Origin of the sequence: Lacisediminihabitans changchengi (genome assembly GCF_016634425.1) — a bacterium.
Lineage (GTDB): Bacteria > Actinomycetota > Actinomycetes > Actinomycetales > Microbacteriaceae > Lacisediminihabitans > Lacisediminihabitans changchengi.
In genome coordinates this window covers 183127-198630 of record NZ_JAEPES010000004.1, presented here as the reverse complement: position 1 = coordinate 198630, position 15504 = coordinate 183127, and the positions used below count along the sequence as shown (strand labels likewise).

Annotated in this window: 26 protein-coding genes and 1 pseudogene; all 27 read left to right on the top strand. The window is 64.4% G+C overall.

Going from position 1 to position 15504, the window contains the following annotated elements; all coding sequences use genetic code 11:
- Positions 1–136: 136 nt before the first annotated feature.
- The 27 genes and pseudogenes from IV501_RS12195 to rpmJ all read left to right on the top strand — a co-directional run bounded on the left by IV501_RS12195 (position 137) and on the right by rpmJ (position 15490).
- Positions 137–1105, top strand: a complete 969-nt coding sequence (locus IV501_RS12195) for a DNA topoisomerase IB (protein ID WP_200556606.1) — start codon at positions 137–139, stop codon at positions 1103–1105.
- 9 nt (positions 1106–1114) lie between these two features.
- Complete coding sequence (locus IV501_RS12190) at positions 1115–1828, top strand: YoaK family protein (protein WP_200556605.1); 714 nt, start codon at positions 1115–1117, stop codon at positions 1826–1828.
- 374 nt (positions 1829–2202) lie between these two features.
- On the top strand, positions 2203–2511 hold the full coding sequence (gene rpsJ, locus IV501_RS12185; RefSeq protein WP_147783478.1) for a 30S ribosomal protein S10: 309 nt from the start codon (positions 2203–2205) through the stop codon (positions 2509–2511).
- Positions 2512–2519: 8 nt separating this feature from the next.
- A complete protein-coding gene (rplC, locus tag IV501_RS12180; protein ID WP_200556604.1) occupies positions 2520–3170 on the top strand; it encodes a 50S ribosomal protein L3 in 651 nt (216 codons plus the stop codon).
- A gap of 4 nt (positions 3171–3174) precedes the next feature.
- Positions 3175–3903 (top strand): 50S ribosomal protein L4, encoded by a 729-nt coding sequence (gene rplD, locus IV501_RS12175; protein ID WP_200556603.1) that lies wholly within the window; start codon positions 3175–3177, stop codon positions 3901–3903.
- Positions 3900–4199, top strand: coding sequence for a 50S ribosomal protein L23 (rplW, locus tag IV501_RS12170; RefSeq protein ID WP_200556602.1), 300 nt, complete (start codon positions 3900–3902; stop codon positions 4197–4199). The genes rplD and rplW overlap by 4 nt, the downstream gene beginning before the upstream one ends.
- 19 nt (positions 4200–4218) lie before the next feature.
- Positions 4219–5058: a 50S ribosomal protein L2 gene (rplB, locus tag IV501_RS12165; RefSeq protein ID WP_200556601.1), complete on the top strand. Its 840-nt coding sequence runs from the start codon at positions 4219–4221 to the stop codon at positions 5056–5058.
- A 12-nt stretch (positions 5059–5070) separates the two neighbouring features.
- Positions 5071–5352 (top strand): 30S ribosomal protein S19, encoded by a 282-nt coding sequence (gene rpsS, locus IV501_RS12160; RefSeq protein WP_200556600.1) that lies wholly within the window; start codon positions 5071–5073, stop codon positions 5350–5352.
- 26 nt (positions 5353–5378) lie between these two features.
- On the top strand, positions 5379–5774 hold the full coding sequence (gene rplV, locus IV501_RS12155; RefSeq protein ID WP_200556599.1) for a 50S ribosomal protein L22: 396 nt from the start codon (positions 5379–5381) through the stop codon (positions 5772–5774).
- Entirely contained in the window at positions 5774–6580 is an 807-nt protein-coding gene (gene rpsC / locus IV501_RS12150) for a 30S ribosomal protein S3 (RefSeq protein ID WP_200556598.1), read from the top strand. The genes rplV and rpsC overlap by 1 nt, the downstream gene beginning before the upstream one ends.
- A 2-nt stretch (positions 6581–6582) precedes the next feature.
- Positions 6583–7002: a 50S ribosomal protein L16 gene (rplP, locus tag IV501_RS12145; protein WP_200556597.1), complete on the top strand. Its 420-nt coding sequence runs from the start codon at positions 6583–6585 to the stop codon at positions 7000–7002.
- Positions 7002–7322 (top strand): 50S ribosomal protein L29, encoded by a 321-nt coding sequence (gene rpmC, locus IV501_RS16195; protein ID WP_200556596.1) that lies wholly within the window; start codon positions 7002–7004, stop codon positions 7320–7322. Before rplP ends, rpmC begins: the two co-directional genes overlap by 1 nt.
- 2 nt (positions 7323–7324) lie before the next feature.
- Complete coding sequence (gene rpsQ / locus IV501_RS12135; RefSeq protein ID WP_200556595.1) at positions 7325–7630, top strand: 30S ribosomal protein S17; 306 nt, start codon at positions 7325–7327, stop codon at positions 7628–7630.
- Complete coding sequence (gene rplN, locus IV501_RS12130; protein ID WP_200556594.1) at positions 7631–7999, top strand: 50S ribosomal protein L14; 369 nt, start codon at positions 7631–7633, stop codon at positions 7997–7999.
- Between the two features lie 2 nt (positions 8000–8001).
- Positions 8002–8337: pseudogene (rplX, locus tag IV501_RS12125) on the top strand (50S ribosomal protein L24); the annotation flags it as partial.
- An 89-nt stretch (positions 8338–8426) separates the two neighbouring features.
- Positions 8427–9023, top strand: coding sequence for a 50S ribosomal protein L5 (rplE, locus tag IV501_RS12120; RefSeq protein ID WP_200556592.1), 597 nt, complete (start codon positions 8427–8429; stop codon positions 9021–9023).
- 93 nt (positions 9024–9116) lie between these two features.
- Positions 9117–9515 carry a 30S ribosomal protein S8 gene (rpsH, locus tag IV501_RS12115; protein WP_200556591.1) on the top strand — a complete coding sequence of 133 codons (399 nt, stop codon included), beginning with the start codon at positions 9117–9119 and terminating at the stop codon, positions 9513–9515.
- Between the two features lie 7 nt (positions 9516–9522).
- A complete protein-coding gene (gene rplF, locus IV501_RS12110; RefSeq protein WP_200556590.1) occupies positions 9523–10059 on the top strand; it encodes a 50S ribosomal protein L6 in 537 nt (178 codons plus the stop codon).
- A 2-nt stretch (positions 10060–10061) separates the two neighbouring features.
- Entirely contained in the window at positions 10062–10433 is a 372-nt protein-coding gene (rplR, locus tag IV501_RS12105) for a 50S ribosomal protein L18 (protein WP_200556589.1), read from the top strand.
- Positions 10430–11128, top strand: a complete 699-nt coding sequence (rpsE, locus tag IV501_RS12100; RefSeq protein WP_372430753.1) for a 30S ribosomal protein S5 — start codon at positions 10430–10432, stop codon at positions 11126–11128. The genes rplR and rpsE overlap by 4 nt, the downstream gene beginning before the upstream one ends.
- Positions 11128–11313, top strand: coding sequence for a 50S ribosomal protein L30 (rpmD, locus tag IV501_RS12095; RefSeq protein WP_200556588.1), 186 nt, complete (start codon positions 11128–11130; stop codon positions 11311–11313). Before rpsE ends, rpmD begins: the two co-directional genes overlap by 1 nt.
- Complete coding sequence (rplO, locus tag IV501_RS16190; RefSeq protein ID WP_234698517.1) at positions 11313–11975, top strand: 50S ribosomal protein L15; 663 nt, start codon at positions 11313–11315, stop codon at positions 11973–11975. Before rpmD ends, rplO begins: the two co-directional genes overlap by 1 nt.
- Before the next feature lie 114 nt (positions 11976–12089).
- Positions 12090–13412 carry a preprotein translocase subunit SecY gene (gene secY, locus IV501_RS12085; RefSeq protein WP_200556587.1) on the top strand — a complete coding sequence of 441 codons (1323 nt, stop codon included), beginning with the start codon at positions 12090–12092 and terminating at the stop codon, positions 13410–13412.
- Complete coding sequence (locus IV501_RS12080; protein WP_200556586.1) at positions 13409–13996, top strand: adenylate kinase; 588 nt, start codon at positions 13409–13411, stop codon at positions 13994–13996. Before secY ends, IV501_RS12080 begins: the two co-directional genes overlap by 4 nt.
- An 11-nt stretch (positions 13997–14007) precedes the next feature.
- Positions 14008–14838 carry a type I methionyl aminopeptidase gene (gene map / locus IV501_RS12075; protein ID WP_200556585.1) on the top strand — a complete coding sequence of 277 codons (831 nt, stop codon included), beginning with the start codon at positions 14008–14010 and terminating at the stop codon, positions 14836–14838.
- A 241-nt stretch (positions 14839–15079) separates the two neighbouring features.
- A complete protein-coding gene (gene infA / locus IV501_RS12070) occupies positions 15080–15301 on the top strand; it encodes a translation initiation factor IF-1 (RefSeq protein WP_022883252.1) in 222 nt (73 codons plus the stop codon).
- Positions 15302–15373: 72 nt separating this feature from the next.
- The gene (rpmJ, locus tag IV501_RS12065; protein WP_200556584.1) at positions 15374–15490 is read left to right on the top strand and encodes a 50S ribosomal protein L36; all 117 of its coding nucleotides are present in this window, start codon (positions 15374–15376) and stop codon (positions 15488–15490) included.
- Positions 15491–15504 lie beyond the last annotated feature (14 nt).

The following is a 15504-nucleotide window of genomic DNA, read 5'->3' as shown; positions in this document are numbered from 1 at the left end:
GCACAACTCGCACAAACAGGCACAATGCGGTGGCGGCGCGGAGCGGCGGCCCGCGGCGCGGGGGCGGCGCGGAGCCGCCATACCCGCGCCGCGCAACCCCCGCGCGCGCCGTCACCGCGGTTCGTACGATAGACGCATGCCACGCCTCCGTCGCAGCGACTCATCCGGAGCGGGATTGCACCGCGTCAAGGCGGGGACGGGCTTCTCGTACCAAGACCAGCACGGGCATCCGATTTCCGACCCGGAGCTGCGCGAGCGGATCGAGCACCTCGGCATCCCGCCGGCCTGGACGGATGTCTGGATCGCCCCGTACGCGAACGGCCACATCCAGGCCACCGGCGTCGACGCTGCCGGCCGGCGCCAATACATCTACCACCCGACCTGGCGCGAGCAGAAAGACCGGATCAAGTTCGACCGCGTGCTCAGCCTCGCCGAGTCGCTGCCGACCGCCCGCCGCTTCGTCACGATCGACCTGCGCAGCGACGGCCCGACCCGCGAGCGTGCCCTTGCCGCCGCCTTCCGCCTTCTCGACACCGGTTCGCTGCGTGTCGGCTCCGAGCGGTACGCCGCCGAACACGGTAGTTACGGCCTCTCCAGCCTGCTCTGCGCGTACGCCACGGTGCGCGGCGACACCATCTCCCTCGACTTCCCGGCGAAGAGCGGCAAGGAGTGGCAGTCCGAGATAACGGATGTCGACCTCGCCCCGGTAATCCGCTCGCTGAAGCGTCGTGGCCCCTCCGCCCGCCTGCTCGCGTTCAAGCAGGGGAGCACCTGGCACCCGCTCAGCCCGCCCGAGATCAACGAGTACGTCAAAGAGCGCACGGGCGGCGAGTTCACCGCGAAGGACTTCCGTACCCTGCACGGCACCCTCACCGCGGCGAAGAGCCTCGCGAAACACGGGCCGGAGCAGTCGAAGTCTGCCCGCGATCGGGCGATCTCCCAGGCCGTTCGGGATGCGGCATCCGTTCTCAGTAACACCCCCGCGATCGCCCGCCGCAGTTACGTCGATCCCCGGGTGATCGACCACTACACGCACGGCAAGACGATCGATCCCTCCCGACTGGCCTCCGCGGAGTCGGAGCTGCGCGCCCTCCTGTTCCACTAGCGTGGTGGGATGGCGCGCCGTCCCCTCCTCCCCGTCGATCACCACTTCATCGCCGGGTTGCTGCTGCTCACCGCGTCGACCGGGTGCGTCGATGCGGTCAGCTACCTCGCCCTCGACAAGGTCTTCACCGGCAACATGACCGGCAACGTCTTGTTCATCGGTTTCGGCCTGGTAGGTGCAGGTACGACCCCGCTGCTCAACAACGTCGTCGCTCTGCTCGGTTTCGTCGTCGGATCGATTCTCGGCGGGCGCATCGTGGGGCGCAACGCCAAGAAAGGCCTGCCCTGGTCGAGCCGCGCCCTCCTGATTGGGGGAGCGGTGGTCATGGTCGGCCTGGCCATCTTCTGGACTATCGTCCACACGCTCGCCTTCCCCGCGCTGCTCACGGTCACCGCGCTGTTGGCGGTCGTGATGGGCGCCCAGGTCTCGGCCGTCAAGCCGGTGGGGAACACGGATGTCACGACCATCGTTGTCACGAACACCCTTGCCAATCTGGCCCGAGACAGCCGGCTCGCGGGTGGCGCGGGAAAGAACTGGTTCCCCCGTCTCGCCGCGGTGCTGGCGATGGGAGTCGGGGCCGCGATCGGTGCCGCGCTGGTGGCGCATGTGAGCGGTCCGATGGGTCTCGTCGGGGCCGCGATCATCTTCTGCGGGGGAGTCGTGACCCTGGTCACAGCGCACCGTAAACTGCACGCTCCGAGCCCTTCGAGCGACACGCCGTAGCGCGACACGCCCGGGTTGCAGAGTGGCGATTCGTGTGGCAGACTCTTCTAGTTCAACAAACCGGACTTTGCTTCCGGATCACTGCCAGGCAGTGCATAGGCGAGCGGTAATCCCAGCGTCAGCAAGGGATGGCCCAGCCTAGGCCGCGGGTAGCAGAACACGACTTAATCGAAACCCAGGGCAAACGTGGAGACACGTGTGTCCGCTTGTATGTGCCGAGCCATCTCGACACGCCCGAGCGCGGGGGTCGGTCGAACGCAGTTGTAATTGAAACGAAAACAGTGGTGCGCGGCACGTCAGTGCCGAGCTAACCCAAACATCCAATAGTCGCGCGGACGCGCGGCCACGATGTTCTAGAGAGAGATGAGTCACACATGGCGGGACAGAAGATCCGCATCCGACTTAAGTCGTATGACCACGAGGTCATCGACAGCTCGGCGCGCAAGATCGTCGACACCGTGACCCGTGCGGGCGCGACTGTCGTCGGCCCCGTGCCGCTGCCCACGGAGAAGAACGTGATCGTCGTGATCCGTTCCCCTCACAAGTACAAGGACAGCCGCGAGCACTTCGAGAAGCGCACCCACAAGCGCCTCATCGACATCATCGACCCGACGCCGAAGGCCGTCGACTCGCTCATGCGTCTCGACCTGCCTGCCGACGTCAACATCGAGATCAAGCTGTAGGGGTTCTGATGGCTACAACTAAGACAAGCAAGGGACTGCTGGGCAAGAAGCTCGGCATGACCCAGGTCTGGGATGCGAACAACAAGCTCATCCCCGTGACCGTCGTTGAGATCACGCCGAACGTCGTGACCCAGCTGCGCACCCCCGAGGTCGACGGCTACAGCGCGGTTCAGATCGCGTACGGCCAGATCGACCCGCGCAAGGTCAACAAGCCGGCCACCGGTCACTTCGACAAGGCGGGCGTCACGCCTCGCCGCCACCTCACCGAGGTCCGCACCGCCGATGCCGCCGAGTACGCACTCGGCCAGGAGATCGCGGTCGACATCTTCGAGGCCGGCCAGAAGGTCGACGTCGTCGGCACTTCCAAGGGCAAGGGCTTCGCCGGTGTCATGAAGCGTCACAACTTCAAGGGCGTCTCGTCCAGCCACGGTTCGCATCGCAACCACCGCAAGCCCGGCTCGATCGGTGCTTCCTCGACCCCCAGCCGTGTCTTCAAGGGCATGCGCATGGCCGGTCGTATGGGTGGCGACCGCGTCACCGCGATGAACCTCACCGTCCACTCGGTCGACCTCGAGAAGAACATCATTCTCGTCAAGGGTGCCGTTCCCGGCGCCCGCGGTCGCATCGTCTTCGTCCGCAACGCAGTGAAGGGGGCGTAGTCGCATGGCAGACAACACGCTCAACGTCATTGACTCCAAGGGAAAGACCGTCGGCACCGTCGACCTTCCCGCCGAGACCTTCGACGTGCAGACCAACATCCCGCTGATCCACCAGGTCGTCGTCGCCCAGCGCGCCGCGGCTCGTCAGGGCACGCACAACACGCTGCGTCGTGGCGAGGTCTCCGGTGCCGGTCGCAAGCCGTTCAAGCAGAAGGGAACCGGTCGCGCTCGTCAGGGCTCGATCCGTGCTCCTCAGATGACCGGTGGTGGCATCGTCCACGGACCCCACCCCCGTGACTACGCCCAGCGCACCCCCAAGAAGATGATCGCGGCCGCCCTGCGCGGAGCGCTCTCCGACCGGGCTCGCGGCGGACGCATCCACGTCGTCGACTCCCTGTCGGTCGGCGAGGTCCCCTCGACCAAGACGATCGTCGCTCTGCTCGACTCGATCGCGACCAGCAAGCACGTTCTCGTGGTTCTGGAGCGTAACGACGAGCTCAGCCAGAAGAGCGTCCGCAACATCCAGTCCGTTCACGTCCTCCCGTGGGACCAGCTCAACGCCTACGACGTGCTCGTGAGCGACGACATCGTCTTCACCAAGGGCGCGTTCGACGCGTTCGTCGCCGGCCCGCAGTCGGCCGCAACCGTTGACACGGATGCCGCTGCCGCACCGAGCAAGAAGCGTGTCAGCCCCGAGCGCGCAGCAGCCGAGAAGGAGAAGGCTTCAGCATGACCGTCACCCAGAAGGACCCGCGCGACGTCATCCTCGCGCCCGTCGTCTCCGAGAAGAGCTACAGCCTGATCGACCAGGGCAAGTACACCTTCCTCGTCGACCCGCGCTCGAACAAGACCGAAATCAAGCTGGCGATCGAAAAGATCTTCAGCGTCGAGGTCGCGTCCATCAACACCCTCAACAAAAAGGGCAAGACGCAGCGCACCAAGTTCGGTATTGGTCACCGCAAGGACACCAAGCGCGCGATCGTCACCCTCAAGTCCGGTTCCATCGACATCTTCACGGCTGTCGGCTAGGGAACAGGGAGAGATAACAATGGCTATTCGTAAGTACAAGCCCACGACTCCTGGTCGTCGCGGTTCCTCGGTTGCAGACTTCGCCGAGATCACGCGTTCGACCCCGGAGAAGTCCCTGCTCCGTCCGCTGCCGAAGACCGGTGGTCGTAACAACGCAGGTCGCATCACGACGCGTCACATCGGTGGTGGCCACAAGCGCCAGTACCGCGTGATCGACTTCAAGCGCAACGACAAGGATGGCGTCAACGCCAAGGTCGCCGAGATCGAGTACGACCCGAACCGCACGGCTCGCATCGCACTCCTGCACTTCCTCGACGGCACCAAGCGCTACATCATCGCGCCGAACAAGCTGAACCAGGGCGACATCGTCGAGTCGGGTCCCGGCGCGGACATCAAGCCGGGCAACAACCTGCCGCTGCGCAACATCCCGGTCGGTACCGTTATCCACGCGATCGAGCTCAAGCCGGGCCAGGGAGCCAAGATGGCTCGCTCCGCCGGTGCTTCGGTTCGTCTCGTCGCCAAGGACGGCCCCTACGCGCAGCTCCGTCTGCCGTCGGGTGAAATCCGCAACGTCGACGCACGCTGCCGCGCCACGATCGGCGAGGTCGGCAACGCCGAGCAGTCGAACATCAACTGGGGAAAGGCCGGCCGTATGCGCTGGAAGGGCGTTCGCCCGACCGTGCGTGGTGTCGCCATGAACCCGGTCGACCACCCTCACGGTGGTGGAGAGGGCAAGACCTCCGGTGGACGCCACCCGGTCAGCCCGTGGGGCCAGAAAGAAGGCCGCACCCGCCACATCAACAAAGAGAGCGACCAGCTCATCGTTCGCCGCCGCAATGCCGGCAAGAAGCGCAAGTAGGAGTTGTAGAGGATGCCACGCAGTCTCAAAAAGGGCCCCTTCGTTGACGACCACCTGTTTCGCAAGGTGTCGAAGGCGAACGAAGCCAACAGCAAGAGCGTTATCAAGACCTGGTCGCGCCGTTCGATGATCATCCCGTCTTTCCTGGGACACACCATCGCGGTGCACGACGGTCGCAAGCACATCCCGGTGTTCATCACCGAGACGATGGTTGGGCACAAGCTCGGAGAGTTTGCCCCCACCCGCACCTTCCGTGGACACGAGAAGGACGACAAGAAGGGTCGTCGCCGCTAACGCGGTGACGGGAAGGTAAAAGAGAAATGGTTGAATCCATCGCTCGCGTGAAGCACATTCGCGTAACCCCCACGAAGGCTCGTCGCGTCGTCAACATGATCCGCGGCAAGCAGGCACAGGAGGCACTCGCCATCCTGAAGTTCGCCCCCCAGGGTGCGAGCACCCCCGTCTACAAGCTCGTCGAGTCGGCTATCGCCAACGCTCGGGTCAAGGCGGATGCCAGCAACAGCTACCTCGACGAGCAGGACCTGTTCGTCTCGTCGGCTTACGTGGATGAGGGCGCAACGCTCAAGCGTTTCCAGCCCCGTGCACAGGGCCGCGCGTTCCAGATCCTGAAGCGCACGAGCCACATCACGATCGTCCTGGCCACGCCGGATGAAGCGGATGTTGCCGTCGCCTCGAAGAAGGCAGGGAAGAAGTAATGGGCCAGAAGGTAAACCCCTACGGTTTCCGTCTTGGAATCACCACCGACCACGTGTCGCGTTGGTTCTCTGACAGCACCAAGGCTGGGCAGCGTTACAGCGACTACGTTGCTGAGGATGTCAAGATCCGCAACCTGCTGAAGACCTCGCTCGACCGCGCAGGAGTTGCGCGCATCGAGATCGAGCGCACCCGTGACCGCGTTCGCGTCGACATCCACACCGCCCGTCCGGGCATCGTGATCGGTCGTCGTGGCGCCGAGGCCGAGCGCATCCGCACCGACCTCGAGAAGCTCTCGGGCAAGCAGATCCAGCTCAACATCCTCGAGGTCAAGAACCCCGAGGCTGAGGCTCAGCTCGTCGCACAGGGAATCGCGGAGCAGCTCAGCGCTCGCGTCGCGTTCCGCCGTGCGATGCGCAAGGGCCTGCAGGGTGCCCAGCGCACCCCCACCGTCAAGGGTGTCCGCATCCAGGTCTCCGGCCGCCTCGGCGGCGCCGAGATGAGCCGCTCGGAGTTCTATCGCGAAGGCCGTGTGCCGCTGCACACCCTGCGCGCGAACATTGACTACGGGTTCTACGAGGCGAAGACCACCTTCGGCCGCATCGGTGTGAAGGTCTGGATCTACAAGGGCGACATCACCAACAAGGAGCTCGCTCGCGAGCAGGCTAACGCCAAGTCCACCCGTCCCGAGCGTCGTGACGACCGTCGCGACGGCCGCGACAGCGGACCCCGTCGTGGAGCTGCCCCGGCAGCCGCGGCAGCTCCCAAGGCAGACGCTGCTCCGGCAGCAGTAGGAGCTGAAGGCTAATCATGTTGATTCCCCGCAGAGTTAAGCACCGCAAGCAGCACCACCCCGGCCGTAGCGGCCAGGCGACCGGTGGTACCACGGTTTCGTTCGGCGAGTACGGCATCCAGGCCATTACTCCCGCCTACGTGACCAACCGCCAGATCGAGGCTGCTCGTATCGCGATGACCCGTCACATCAAGCGTGGTGGAAAGGTGTGGATCAACATCTACCCCGACCGCCCGCTCACCAAGAAGCCGGCCGAAACCCGCATGGGTTCCGGTAAGGGCTCACCCGAGTGGTGGGTCGCCAACGTCAAGCCGGGTCGCGTGCTCTTTGAGCTCGCCGGCGTGAGCGATGACATCGCTCGCGAGGCGCTCACCCGCGCCATCCACAAGCTGCCGCTGAAGGCACGCATCATCAAGCGCGAGGAGGGCGACGCATAATGGCGATCGGTTCCAAGGAGCTCGCACCCGTCGAGCTCGATACTTTTGAAGACGAGAGACTCGTCGACGAACTCAAGAAGGCCAAGGAAGAGCTGTTCAACCTGCGCTTCCAGACGGCCACCGGCCAGCTGGAGAACCACGGTCGCCTGCGCGCTGTCAAGCGTGACATCGCTCGCATCTACACGGTGATCCGTGAGCGCGAGCTGGGCATCCGTGCGACTCCTGTCGCGGTCGAGGCCCCGAAGGCCAAGAAGACCACGAAGAAGACGGCGGATGCTCCGGCAGCCGAGTCTTCCGATGACACCACGAAGGAGGCCTGATCATGGCTAAGGCAGACGCTGCTACCCCCACCGAGACGGCGACGCACACCGCATCCGACCGCGGCTACCGCAAGACCCGTCGTGGTTACGTCACCAGCGACAAGATGGAGAAGACCATCGTCGTCGAGGTCGAAGACCGCGTAAAGCACCCGCTGTACGGCAAGGTCATCCGCCGCACCTCCAAGGTGAAGGCTCACGACGAGGGCAACACGGCCGGCATCGGCGACCTCGTGATCATCAGCGAGACCCGTCCGCTCAGTGCTTCCAAGCGCTGGCGCCTGGTCGAGATCCTAGAGAAGGCCAAGTAAATGCTTCAGCAGGAATCCCGGCTCAAGGTCGCCGACAACACCGGCGCCAAGGAGCTGCTCACGATTCGCGTGCTCGGCGGCTCCGGCCGTCGGTACGCCGGCCTTGGTGACGTCATCGTCGCCACGGTCAAGGATGCGATCCCTGGCGGCAACGTCAAGAAGGGTGACGTCGTCAAGGCTGTCATCGTTCGCACCAAGAAGGAGACCCGTCGTCCCGACGGCTCGTACATCAAGTTCGACGAGAACGCCGCCGTTATCCTCAAGGCCGACGGCGACCCTCGCGGCACTCGTATCTTCGGACCGGTCGGTCGCGAACTCCGCGACAAGAAGTTCATGAAGATCATCTCGCTGGCACCGGAGGTCATTTAGTCATGGCGAACATCAAAAAGGGCGACATCGTCCAGGTGATCAGCGGCCCCTCGCAGGCTCGCGGCGGAGACCGTGGCAAGCAGGGTCGTGTCATCGAGGTCCTCGTCGAGAAGAACCGCGTCGTCGTGGAGGGTGTGAACTTCATCACCAAGCACGTCCGCGTGGGTCAGACCGACCGTGGCACCAAGACCGGTGGCATCGAGACCCTCGAGGCCCCGATCCACGTGTCCAACGTGCAGCTCGTCGACCCCGAGACCAAGCAGCCGGCTCGTGTCGGCTTCACGGTTTCGACCGACGCCGCAGGCAAGACCACGCGTACGCGCTACTTCAAGCCGTCGCGTCGTGCCGCAGCCCCCAAGAAGGCCGCGAAGGCCTCCACAACCAAGGCCAAGGCTGACAAGGCCGACGCCGAGAAGGACGCCGAGTAATGACCGACACTGCAACCGCAGCGCCGGCTGGCAAAATCCAGCCGCGTCTCAAGCAGAAGTACCAGAACGAGATCTCAGCGCAGCTGACGAAGGACTTCGGCTTCACCAACGTGCACCAGGTGCCCGGACTGGTGAAGATCGTGGTCAACACCGGTGTCGGCGAGGCAGCTCGCGACGGCAAGATCATCGATGGCGCCGTCAAGGACCTCATCGCGATCACCGGCCAGAAGCCGCAGGTCACCGCCGCTCGCAAGTCCATCGCGCAGTTCAAGCTGCGTGAGGGCCAGCCGATCGGCGCCCACGTCACCCTTCGCGGTGACCGTGCCTGGGAGTTCCTCGACCGTCTGCTCTCGCTTGCGCTCCCGCGCATCCGTGACTTCCGCGGTCTGTCGGACAAGCAGTTCGACGGCAACGGCAACTACACCTTCGGTCTCACGGAGCAGTCGATGTTCCACGAGATCGATCAGGACAAGATCGACCGCGTTCGCGGTTTCGACATCACTGTCGTCACCACGGCGAAGAACGACGACGAGGGTCGCGCGCTGCTCAAGGCGCTCGGCTTCCCGTTCAAGAACGCAGAGAACACCCCCGCGTAGTCAGCTGACCACGCTTCATTTAGCACCACCGATCACCGAGGTCGGCATCCGGCGTACCGGATGCCGAAACCGGGTGAGGAAGGCACCACCAACATGACGATGACAGATCCGGTCGCAGACCTGCTGACCAGACTGCGCAACGCGAACTCGGCGTACCACGACACCGTGTCAATGCCGAGCAGCAAGCTCAAGTCCCATATCGCCGAGATCCTCAAGTCCGAGGGTTACATCGGTGACTGGAAAGTCGAGGACGCTCGCGTCGGCAAGACGCTGACCCTCGACCTCAAGTACGGCCCCAACCGGGAGCGTTCCATCGCTGGAATCAAGCGCGTCTCGAAGCCCGGCCTCCGCGTGTACGCGAAGTCGACCGAGATCCCTCACGTTCTCGGTGGCCTCGGCGTCGCCATCCTGTCGACCTCGTCCGGCCTCCTCACGGACCGCCAGGCTTCGAAGAAGGGCGTGGGTGGGGAAGTCCTCGCCTACGTGTGGTAACCCAGACATGTCACGTATCGGAAGACTCCCCATCGAGATCCCTGCTGGGGTCGAGGTGAAGATCGACGGTTCCGCCGTCTCCGTCAAGGGCCCGAAGGGTGAGCTGGCGCTCACCGTCGCCAGCCCCATCGAGGTCAAGCTCGAGGATGGCCAGGTTCTGGTCACCCGCCCGGACGACGAGCGCGAGTCGCGTTCGCTGCACGGCCTGACCCGCACGCTCATCGCCAACCAGATCATCGGTGTGACGACGGGCTACTCCAAGGGCCTCGAGATCGTCGGTACCGGTTACCGCGTCGCGGCCAAGGGCGCTTCGCTCGAGTTCGCGCTCGGGTACTCGCACTCCATCACGGTCGACCCGCCGGCAGGCATCAGCTTCGCCGTCGAGGGCAACACCAAGCTGACGGTGCACGGCATCGACAAGCAGGCCGTCGGCGAAGTCGCCGCAAACATTCGCAAGCTGCGCAAGCCAGAGCCCTACAAGGGCAAGGGTGTTCGCTACGCCGGCGAGGTAGTCCGCCGCAAGGCCGGAAAGAGTGGTAAATAATCATGGGTCTCGGAACTAGAGGCAAGAGCAAGTCGGCGGCCAAGGGTCGTCGCCACGCACGTCTTCGCAAGAAGGTCGTCGGCACCGAGCAGCGTCCGCGTCTCGTTGTCACCCGTTCGGCTCGCCACGTCTTCGTGCAGGTCGTCGACGACAGCAAGGGTTTCACCCTTGCGTCGGCATCGACTCTCGAAGCGGACCTGCGGACCTTCGACGGTGACAAGACCGCCAAGGCGCGCAAGGTCGGAGAACTCGTCGCGGAGCGCGCCAAGAAGGCGGGCATCGAGGCAGTCGTCTTCGACCGTGGTGGTAGCAAGTACGCGGGTCGCGTCGCTGCCATCGCCGATGGAGCCAGAGAGGGTGGACTGGACCTGTGAGCGACACAACTAACACGAACAAGGAGACCCCTGTGGCCACCGAGGCAGAGCCGACCGTCGCGGTCGTCGAGACCGCGGCCGCAACCGAGCCCGCTGCGAACGAGCCCCGCGAGGCGCGTCGAGGCGGCCGTGAGCGCAACCCCAACCAGCAGCGTGGAAGCCGTGACTCTGAGAAGAGCCAGTTCCTTGAGCGCGTCGTCACCATCAACCGCGTTTCCAAGGTCGTCAAGGGTGGTCGTCGCTTCAGCTTCACCGCCCTCGTGGTCGTCGGAGACGGCAACGGTCTGGTCGGCGTCGGATACGGCAAGGCCCGCGAGGTCCCGACCGCTATCTCCAAGGGTGTCGAAGAGGCGAAGAAGAACTTCTTCCGCGTTCCTCGCGTCGGCGTCACCATCCCGCACCCCGTGCAGGGTGAGGCCGCTGCCGGCGTCGTGCTCCTGCGTCCCGCCTCCGCTGGTACCGGTGTTATCGCCGGTGGCCCGGTGCGTGCCGTTCTCGAGTGCGCTGGCATCCACGACGTTCTGAGCAAGTCGCTCGGCTCGTCCAACACGATCAACATCGTGCACGCAACGGTTGCTGCTCTCAAGCAGCTCGAGGAGCCCAGTGCCGTCGCGGCACGTCGTGGCCTCTCGCTCGAGGATGTCGCGCCCGCGCGTCTCCTGCGTGCCCAGGCTGACGCTAAGGCAGGTGTCTGATGGCTGCTCGCCTGAAGGTGACCCAGATCAAGTCCAAAATCAGTGAGAAGCAGAACCAGCGCGACACCCTGCGGAGCCTCGGGCTCAAGCGCATCGGTGATGTCGTCGTCCGTGAGGACAACCTGCAGAACCGTGGCTACGTCCGCACGGTCGCTCACCTTGTCAAGGTCGAGGAGATTGACTAATGGCTGAAGAAACCACTCCGGCTGCTGCGCCCAAGAAGGCCAGCACCGCGAAGGCGCCTGCCGCCAAGGCCACCACGGCCAAGGCTGCTGCGCCCAAGGCTGAGAAGGCTGCCGCGACGAAGGCCCCCAAGGCCGCCGCCGCGTCGTCCGACGCCACCGTCGCAGCGAAGGCTCCGAAGGCTGCTCCGGCGAAGAAGGCTGCAGAGCCCGTCGCCGAGGCTCGCCCGCAGGTGCTGAAGATGCACCACCTCCGTCCGGCTGCCGGTGCCAAGAAGGACCGCACCCGTGTTGGTCGTGGTGAGGGCTCCAAGGGTAAGACCGCCGGCCGCGGTACCAAGGGAACGAAGGCTCGCTACGGCGTGCGCCTCGGGCTCGAGGGTGGAAACCTGAACAGCATCATGCGTACCCCGAAGCTGCGCGGGTTCAAGAACCCGTTCCGCGTCGAGTACCAGGTCGTCAACCTGGAGAAGCTGGCCGAGCTGTACCCCACCGGTGGAGACGTCACGATCAGTGACCTCGTCGCCAAGGGTGCTGTGCGCAAGAACGAGAAGGTCAAGGTTCTTGGCGACGGCGACATTGCGGTTAAGCTGAGCGTTGCAGTTGACAAGGTCTCTGGCTCCGCTGAGCAGAAGATCGTTGCAGCAGGCGGTTCTATCAAGTGAAGTCCCCCGGGCGCATCGCGCCCGGGACTTCCGTAGAGTCGTCTAGGTGGCCCGAAAGGGCCACCTGCATCGCCAACATGACCTAATCAGGGTCATGTGCAACCAGGAGGCCTCGTGTTCAGAGCCGTAGCGCGGATCTTCCGCACCCCCGATCTTCGGAAGAAGATCCTCTTCACGCTCGCAATGATCGCGATCTTCCGGCTCGGATCGTTCATTCCGTCGCCGTTCGTGAACTTCGCCAACGTGCAGACCTGTCTTGCCGCCAACTCGAACACGACGGGGCTCTACGAGCTCGTCAACCTGTTCAGCGGTGGCGCGCTTCTCCAGCTCTCGATCTTCGCGCTCGGCATCATGCCGTACATCACGGCGTCGATCATCGTGCAGCTTCTCCGCGTGGTCATTCCGCACTTCGAGACTCTGTACAAGGAAGGCCAGTCCGGCCAGGCCCGCCTCACCCAGTACACCCGCTACCTCACGATCGGCCTCGGCGTTCTGCAGTCGACGACCCTGATCACGGTCGCCCGCAGCGGCGCGCTGTTCCCGAACACGGGAACCCCCGCCTGTTCCGCGCTGATCACCGACTCGTCCTGGTACGCCATCCTGCTCATGGTCATCACGATGACCGCCGGCACCGGCCTCATCATGTGGATGGGTGAGCTCATCACCGAGCGCGGCATTGGCAACGGCATGTCGCTCCTCATCTTCACGTCCATCGCCGCTCGCTTCCCGGGCTCGCTCTTGTCGATCCAGCAGGCCAAGGGCTTCGAGACCTTCCTCGGTGTGATCCTGATGGGCATCGTGATCATGGGTCTCGTGGTGTTCGTCGAACAATCGCAGCGACGAATCCCCGTGCAATATGCCAAGCGGATGGTCGGACGCCGCACCTATGGCGGCAACAACACCTACATCCCGATCAAGGTCAACATGGCCGGCGTCGTGCCCGTCATCTTCGCCTCGTCGCTGCTGTACCTGCCGGCCCTGGTCGCGCAGTTCAACCAGCCCGCGAACGGCAAGGCGCCTGCGGCCTGGGTCAGCTGGATCTCCGACAACCTGCGCACGGGCGACAATCCGCTGTACATGCTGCTGTACTTCCTGCTCATCGTCGGCTTCACGTACTTCTACGTCGCGATCACCTTCAACCCGGAGGAAGTCGCCGACAACATGAAGAAGTACGGCGGCTTCATTCCCGGCATCCGTGCCGGTCGGCCGACGGCCGAGTACTTGGACTACGTGCTGACCCGCGTGACCCTGCCCGGCTCGCTCTACCTCGGCATCATCGCCTTGATCCCGCTCATCGCCCTCGGCCTGTTCGGTGCAAACCAGAACTTCCCGTTCGGCGGCGCGAGCATCCTGATCATTGTCGGTGTCGGTCTCGAGACCGTGAAGCAGATCGACTCGCAGCTGCAGCAGCGTCACTACGAGGGTCTCCTCCGGTGACCCGGCTTCTCATCGTCGGCCCGCCCGGGGCCGGTAAGGGAACCCAGTCAGCTCTGATCTCGACCAGCTACGGAATCCCCGCCATCGCGACCGGCGACATCTTCCGCCAGAACATCAAAGACCAGACACCGCTCGGTGTCGAGGTCAAGGCGATCGTCGACGCGGGGGACTACGTGCCCGACTCGCTGACGAACGAACTGGTGAAGAACCGCCTGCTCGAGGAGGATGCGCGCGAGGGCTTCCTGCTCGATGGGTACCCGCGCACGCTGGAGCAGATCGCGTTCCTCGATGAGCTGCTCGCGTCGAAGGGTCAGTCCCTCGACGCAGTGATTCTGCTCAATGCCGACACGGATGCCGTGGTCGCTCGCCTGCGCAACCGCGCCCAGGAGCAGGGTCGTGCCGACGACACCGAAGAGGCGATCCGGCACCGTCAGGATGTCTTCGCCCGCGAGACCACCCCGCTGATCCCGGTGTACCGCGAGAAGGGCCTGCTCATCGAGGTCGACGGCCTCGGCGAGGTCGAAGCTGTCGCTGCGCGAATCGCCGAGGCGCTCAGCGCGCGCGGCCTCCGCACCGCCGCCTAGTTCGTCGCATCGTGGCTTTTCGCAAGAACATCTACAAGTCGCCGGCCGAACTGCGCGCGATGGTGGCGCCGGGTCTCGCGACCGCGGCCTCGCTCGCTGCCGTGCGGGCCGCCATCCGTGCCGGTGTGACGACTCTCGAGCTCGACGCGATCGCCGAGGCGACCATTCGAGGGCTCGGCGGCATCCCGAACTTCCAACTCGAAGAGGGCTACGTCCACACGGTCTGCGCCTCGGTGAATGACGAGGTTGTGCACGGTATCCCGGGCGGTCGCGTGCTGCAGCCCGGCGACATCGTCTCGATCGACAGCGGAGCCAAGGTCGGTGACTGGAACGGCGACGCCGCGATCACCGTAGTCGTGCCCGATCCCACGCGACCCGAGCTGGTCGCCGAGCGGCAGAAGCTGGCGGATGTCACGGAGCAGTCGCTCTGGCACGGCATCGCCGCGCTGTCTCGAGTCAGCCACCTCAACCATGTCGGTGGGTTCATCGAGGACTACATCGAATCGCAGGGCGAGTACGGCATCCTCGAGGACTACGTGGGGCACGGTATCGGCCGGTCGATGCATGAGGAGCCGCCGGTATTCAACTACCGGGTGCGCGATCGTGGCCCGCAGGTGAAGCCCGGACTCGTCGTCGCAATCGAGCCGATGGTCACCCTCGGCACCATCGACACCGTGACGCATCCCGACGGCTGGACGGTCGCCACCGAGGACGGCACCGCGGCGGCGCACTGGGAACACAGCATCGCGGTACACGCCGGTGGCATCTGGGTGCTGACGGCGGAAGACGGCGGCGCCGCGGGGCTCGCACCGCTCGGCGTCGTGCCCGTCCCGATCCCGTAGCCGACGATCCAGCCTTCCTGGAGAGGCCGGTCGCCGGTCAGTCGACCGAGAGTTCGCCGGGAGCGTACCACCGGGCCCGGCGTCGAGTTGGCGAAACGCCCGGTTAATGTCTAAGATTGACCCTTGGTGTCTGCTGCCGTTATAGGCGTGCATACCGCAGCTTCAGTTGGTTTTTCGCCGGGGCCAGACGCCACAATCCATCCGCACGACCAGCAATCAAACTTTTAGCGACGAAGAGGCTATGGCCAAAAAAGACGGTGTCATCGAGATCGAAGGCGCAGTAGTCGAAGCTCTGCCCAACGCAATGTTCCGCGTTGAGTTGACCAACGGCCACAAAGTGCTTGCCCACATTTCGGGCAAGATGCGTCAGCACTACATCCGCATCCTCCCTGAGGACCGCGTGATCGTGGAGCTGAGCCCCTACGATCTGACCCGCGGCCGGATCGTCTATCGGTACAAGTAACGATCGCTGGAAAGTAACGGCCGGGCCTGAGCACATCGACCCGGTACGAAGACAGCGAAAAGAGAGAAAACAATGAAGGTCAACCCCAGCGTCAAGCCGATCTGTGAGCACTGCCGCGTGATCCGTCGTCACGGCAACGTCATGGTCATCTGCAAGAGCAACCCGCGCCACAAGCAGCGCCAGGGCTAAGAACTTCGTGAACC